Source organism: Bacteroidota bacterium (assembly GCA_034723125.1).
Classification (GTDB): Bacteria; Bacteroidota; Bacteroidia; order CAILMK01; family JAAYUY01; genus JAYEOP01.
The window spans coordinates 1-6,330 of sequence record JAYEOP010000009.1 but is presented as its reverse complement, the minus strand read 5'-3'; the positions used below and the strand labels follow the sequence as shown (position 1 = coordinate 6,330).

The 6,330-nt window shown below is 29.7% G+C and carries 6 protein-coding genes; all 6 read right to left on the bottom strand.

The genetic code is table 11. The features are described 5' to 3' along the window. Positions 1-526 (bottom strand): peptide-methionine (S)-S-oxide reductase MsrA (msrA, locus tag U9R42_00270; GenBank protein MEA3494454.1); only part of this gene is annotated, 526 nt, incomplete at its 3' end. A 2-nt stretch (positions 527-528) separates the two neighbouring features. Beyond that, complete coding sequence (msrB, locus tag U9R42_00265; GenBank protein MEA3494453.1) at positions 529-981, bottom strand: peptide-methionine (R)-S-oxide reductase MsrB; 453 nt, start codon at positions 979-981, stop codon at positions 529-531. Next, on the bottom strand, positions 965-1,780 hold the full coding sequence (locus tag U9R42_00260) for a Fic family protein (GenBank protein ID MEA3494452.1): 816 nt from the start codon (positions 1,778-1,780) through the stop codon (positions 965-967). Before U9R42_00260 ends, msrB begins: the two co-directional genes overlap by 17 nt. A gap of 533 nt (positions 1,781-2,313) precedes the next feature. After that, positions 2,314-3,300: an NAD(P)H-dependent glycerol-3-phosphate dehydrogenase gene (locus U9R42_00255; protein ID MEA3494451.1), complete on the bottom strand. Its 987-nt coding sequence runs from the start codon at positions 3,298-3,300 to the stop codon at positions 2,314-2,316. After that, positions 3,290-4,660 (bottom strand): efflux RND transporter periplasmic adaptor subunit, encoded by a 1,371-nt coding sequence (locus U9R42_00250; protein MEA3494450.1) that lies wholly within the window; start codon positions 4,658-4,660, stop codon positions 3,290-3,292. Before U9R42_00250 ends, U9R42_00255 begins: the two co-directional genes overlap by 11 nt. Positions 4,661-4,699: 39 nt before the next feature. Further along, complete coding sequence (locus tag U9R42_00245; protein ID MEA3494449.1) at positions 4,700-6,070, bottom strand: TolC family protein; 1,371 nt, start codon at positions 6,068-6,070, stop codon at positions 4,700-4,702. Positions 6,071-6,330: the final 260 nt, after the last annotated feature.

Genomic DNA, 6,330 nt, shown 5'->3' with positions numbered 1-6,330 from the left:
TTAACTTATCAGCATACATCTTTCTTAGTTTTGTAATTTTAGGTTCAATGACCATTCTACAATATCCTTCCTTGGAGTTGTTATTGTAATAATCTTGATGACTTTGTTCTGCCATATAAAATTTGCTTGTCTTTGATAATTCTGTAACAATCGGCTCTGAAAAATAAGTTGTTAATTCTTCAAACACTTTCTCTACAGTTTGTTTTTGTTCATCAGAATGATAAAAAATTACAGATCTGTATTGTGTTCCTATATCAACACCTTGCCTGTTTCGTTGAGTCGGATCATGACTTGTCATAAAAATGATAATTAAATCATGATAACTCAGTTCGTTAGGATTGAAAGTAACCTGAATAACTTCAGCATGACCGGTTCTTCCTGAACACACTTCTCTATATGTAGGTGTCCCGGGAACCTTTCCTCCTGTATAACCGGATTCTACTTTTTCAACTCCTTTAAGTCTTTGAACGATTGCTTCAATACACCAAAAGCAGCCTCCACCAAATGTTGCAATTTCCGTTTTCATAATTATTTACCGTCTTTAATTAAATGAATGGATTCTGAATTAACGCAGTATCTTAATCCACTACTTGTTGGTCCGTCAGGAAAAACATGTCCTAAATGCCCATCACAACTATTGCACATTATTTCAATTCGTATCATCCCACGAGATCTATCTTTGTGATATTTTATTGCATTTGTTTTTATCGGTTGGGTAAAACTTGGCCACCCTGACTCTGATTCAAATTTTATTGTAGAATCAAATAAAAGTGCATTACAGCATATACATCTATATTTCCCAGCATCATGTGCACTACAAAGAGTACCGGAACCAGCTATTTCAGTTCCTTTTTCTCTTGTTATTCTAAATTGTTCAGGAGTTAGAACGTTTTTCCATTCTTCTTCTGTTTTTTCTACTCGCTTATCAGGAGCAGGGTTTCCATTTTTTGTATATTTTATAACTTTATTCCAATCCATCATAACTTAAGTATGTGTTATTTGCTTGTTTTTTTATAGCTTTTGATGTCATTAATAAAAAATCTAGAGCTTTTTTATAATCTAATTTTTCATACTCAAGTCCAAGTTTTTTTATATTCAAATAGTAGTTTCTCAAATTCAAATAGTAATTTTTTTCCAATTGAATAGCACTTGCTTTTTTTCCAATCTTTTCAAGCAAAAACCATTTTTCAATTAATCTTGCACTTCTCCCGTTTCCATCTAGAAACGGATGGATTTTAACAAATGTCAGATGTATAAAAGCTGCATAATAGAAAATCTCAAAAACATCGATTCTTGAATCTAATAACAATTCTATATCATTGAATAATTTCTGTATTTCACCTTTTACTATACCCGGTGGGGCAGCTACATATTCAATATTATCATCGCTATTAAGAACAAACATTAGGTTATTTCTAAACAATCCTTGTTGACTTTTAGGTAATAAATTTTTACTTAAAATCGAATGAACTTTTCTAACATTTTCAAAAGTTAATCTATTATTGTCAATAAAATCATAAGCCAAATATAAATCATCTGCTTTTCTTGTATAGTTAGGTTTAAATTTAACTTTCAGAAATTTATGTTTAAAATAGCTGTCAAAATCAATATCTTCTCCTTCAATTTTTGAAGAATAAACCGATGATACTGATTTGTAAAATTGAAAAAAATCAATTGGTGAATCATTTTTTTTAATCTTGTCTAGTAAATCAATAGGAGAAGTTTTTATTTCATCTCTGAATTTTTTAAGCAATATGTCTGATAATATATTAAAGTTCATTATTATCTTTTTAATACAAAGATAGGATTTTTTATTTTCAAAACCCTATCATTGATTTGTCAGGAGATTGCTTTAGGATAATCCCTTTTTATTAATATCTTAACCCGGATAAACTGGAAAAGAATAATACCAATTTAATTTCAAAACGCCTGATAAATAAATTAAATTATATTTTTCTTTTTTTAGGCAAAAATTCTTTGCATAGCCATAGCTACGGAAATAATTTTTAACGACAAAAAAGGGAAATAGAAATGATTTATATCGGGTGTTTTGATGTTAATTTGGTATAACTGCCACAGACTTCGTCTGTCGAAGACATGCTAAAAGAAAAGACTACGTCTGTCAAAGATAGATTCACAGATTTCAAACTGCCTTTGGTAGTTTGCTTTGTAAAAATTTATTCTAGTAAATTCCTTTTAATCTGTGGCATTTTTTGTTTTTTATATATTTTCTGCCCCCCAAAACACTAACATTAGAAATAATATCCTAAACATCAAATTTACACAAATTATTTTGAATGTTCATCAGGGAGTTTAGTACAAATAGCTTTCTAATTTTTTTATTTCTTTGACAGGGCTTTTGTTCTCGTATAAAATATTATAAACCGTTTTAATAATCGGAAGATTATCAGAGCTTTTTAAAGTTATTTTGTTAAAAGAATCTGCAGCGTAATAACCTTCAGGAGTCATGTTCATTTCTATCAAAGCTGATTTTGCGGAATAGCCTCTTCCTACCATTTTTCCAAAAGTTCTGTTTCTGCTTAGTTGTGAAAAGGATGTTACTAAAAGGTCTCCAAGATAGCCTGAGTTCACAATGTTTTCACAGTTGTGTCTTGTGCATAAAAATGTTTTCATTTCTCTAATTGCATTAGAAATAAGTACAGCCTGAAAGTTATCACCATACCCTATTCCATAACAAATACCTGATGCTATTGCATAAATGTTTTTTAATATTGATGCATATTCAAGAGAAACCACTTCACTTGAGTATCGTGTTTGAATAAAAGGATAATCAAAAAGATTTTCTACTTTTTGTGCAGATTCCTTTGAGGTGGAAGCAAGTGTAAAATATGACAATCTTTTTTTATGAACTTCTTCTGCATGAGTAGGACCTGTCAAAAAAACATATTTATCTTTTTGAACTTTGAATTTTTCTGAGAAATACTCAGAAAGGATATTGTTTGTTTCGGGAACAATGCCTTTTATTGCTGAAACAACAATTTTATTTTTAAGGTCTTTTTCTGTTAGCTTGTTAATGCTGTTGTGTATATAAATTGATGGTATAACAAAAAAGATAATGTCTGATTTGCTAACGATTTCTTTAATGTCTGTAAAAATATTTTTGTGATTTATATTAATATCGGCAGAGCGTAAATAGTTTGGATTTCTAGCTGTTTTTATTATTTGGTCTTTTATTTCCTCATTTCTTACCCACCAGTTAAGTTTTTTATTTGATTCAAGTGTTTTTAAAATTGCTGTTGCCCAACTTCCGTTTCCAATTATTGCTATTCTACTCATCATCTTTTTTTTGTTCGCTAATATTCATATCGTCTTTTAATATTTTTGAAATTGTACTGTATGGTCCGCTAATAACTTTTTGTCCTTCAGTTAATCCGCTTTTTATTTCAATATAATAATCATCCTGAATACCGATTTTTACAGGAGTAATTTTTGCTTTGCCATCAACAAAAAGAAAAACCACTTCTTTTTTACTTTCATTATCAGAATAATTTTCTTTCTTCTTTTTATCTTTGCTTTTTTTGTCAGAATCTTTATCCTGTTTTAATTTATTAAGGTCTCTGGTGGTAACCGAAAGTATTGGAACACTAAGAATTTGTTTTGAGGTTTTTGTTCTTACATCAACCATTGCCGACATTCCAGGACGAAAAGGTGTTGAAACACTTTTGACAGTATCCAATAAATCCTGATACGATTCTTTTAATAAGCGAATTTTTACTTCAAAGGTAGTGATTTGCTCAGAAAAATTTTGAGAGGCAACACTTGAATTGGCTATTTCCGTAACCAAGCCTTTAAATTTTTTGTCAATAAATGCGTCTATTTCTATTTCGGCAGTATCTCCTATTTCAAGCCTTATTATGTCATTTTCGTTTACATCAACACTAACTTCCATATTGTTGAGATCTGCAATTTTCATTATTATACTTCCTTCCATCAGGTTTGTACCCACTACTCTTTCTCCTAATTCTTTGTTGAGAATAGTTACAACTCCGGCTATGGGTGAAAAAATTGATGTTTTTCTAAGATTTTCTTCTGCTTTTTGTCGCGCTGCTTTGGCTCTGACAATTTGATATTTTGATGTTTTTATATTTAATTTTGCCGATTTGTATTGAGCATTTGCCGAAAGATATTCTGTATTCACTCTTTCAAATTCTGTAGATGAAACGGCATTTTTTTCTTTAAGTTTTTTGTATCTGTCTAAAAGTTTTTTGTTTTTATTCAAAATAGCTTCTGATTGTAGTAGCTGGGCTTTGGAGTTTTCCAGTGCAGCAAGAGAGCTATTGTATGATGCTCTGGCATCTTCAAGGTTTGATACATATTCGTCAGGTTTTATTCTTAACAACAAATCGCCTTTTTTTACTTTTTCACCTTCAATAAAATTAAGTTCAATAATTTCCCCTGAAACATCTGCTGAAATAGCTACTTCTTTTTCGGGTTGTAACTTGCCACTTGCTGTAATTGTTTCAACAATAGTTCTTTTTTCTACTTTACTTACTTCTACTTCAATGTTGTTTCCATCACCAATGACATTTGTTTTTTTTAAAATGATAAGGAGAACCACCAAAACAACAGCTCCAATGCTAAGATATATTAGCATTTTGTTGTTCTTCTTTTTTGTTTTGTATAAATTATCTTTTGTCATAATTATCAATTAATTTGTTCAAAAAAAATATTTGAACAATTAGTTAAGTTTCAAAGGAATACCTCTGTAATAGTCAAAAATCTTTATTCTATAAATGTAATCAAATTTTGAATTAAGAAAAGATGTTTGTGCTTTTTTCAGATTGTTTATTGTGCTTTGCCAATCGTAAAAATTTATTACTTCTGCTTTATATTTTATTTCCGATTGCTCAAATAATAATTGCTGTGCGTTAAGGTTGTTTTTTGATGCTTGAAAATTCTTTTGTGCATTATTCATATTGTAAAATGCTTCGTAAACTTTATTTCGTGCTTGTATTTTTTCATCATCAAGATTCAGTTTTGCGTTTTTCATTGAAATTTCTGCATTGTTTACGACCGAAGAATTTTGTAAATTATTAAAAATAGGAATGTTTAATCCAAAGTTTAGTGATTGACCAAAATTATTTTCAATTTGCTCATTAAAGGGATCTGTTTTTCCTGTAAGAATATTTGTTGAACTAGAATATCTAGTATTTACTGATGAGGAAAGCCCGAGGCTAGGGTAAAGCAAGCCTTTTGCAGCTTTATAAGCGTATTTTGCACTTTCATAATTTGCTTTTGCTCTTTTTACATTTGGCAAACTCAACAGACTTTCTTCAACAATGCCATCAATTTCCTTTGGTGTAATTCCCTGATATTTTTCGATGTCCAATGTAATTTCTTCAATTTTTAATTTTTTACTAATATCCCAGTTAAGGATTTTTTTAAGTGTTAAATATGACTGATTAAGGTTGTTTTGTGCTTCAACAATCGAAACTTCTGATGCGGCAAGTTGAGCTTTTAACTCAAGTTCTTTTGATTTGGTTTCCTGTCCAACTTCTACAAGAAGTTTTGCACGGTCAAGAAGCTTATCTGTAAGTGCAAGCTCGTCTTCAGCAAATTTTACTTGTTTGATATTCATAAGAATTTGCAGGTAAGTAGCAACAACATTCATGCTTATTTGGTCTTTGATATTTTTATATGAATAATTGCTTGCTTCAAGAGCAAACTTACTTGAACGAATATTATTTTGCAAGCGAAAACCATTAAACAAAGTAAGGTCGGAACTCAATGAAAAATAGTTTGAGTTTGTATTTTCTTTAACATATTCATAAGTTGTGTAATCAAGAGAATTACCATAAGTATATCCCTGAGAAACAAAGCCGCTTGCCGAAGGAAGGAGACTTAATTTGTCTTTCAAAAGTTGATAATTCTTTTGTTCTAAATCTAATTGATTTTGTTGAATAGAAATATTATTTTCAAGAGCATAATTTATGCATTTTTCTAAGGTCATTGTTTCTTGTCCATTACTAAATATGGGTAAAACAAGGATTAAAAGGAAAAAGATTTTTGAAAACATTAGGAAGTTATAACCAAATTTGAATGTGTTCATTAGATACATTTTTTATAAAAGAATCAAATGTAATAACTTTTATTTAAATTTGAAGCTATTTTGAACATTTAAAATTAAAATAAAGGCAACAATTTTAAGGGAGGTTCTTTAAATACATTCGCATTAAGATTTCCAGAGTTTTTTATAGACAATGAAAAATTTTGATGCACTATCGGGATAATGTTAAAATTTTTGAAGAAGTATATGAAAAACTCTGAAAACCCTTTGGGAACAAAGATAATAAACAATCTGACTGCGTT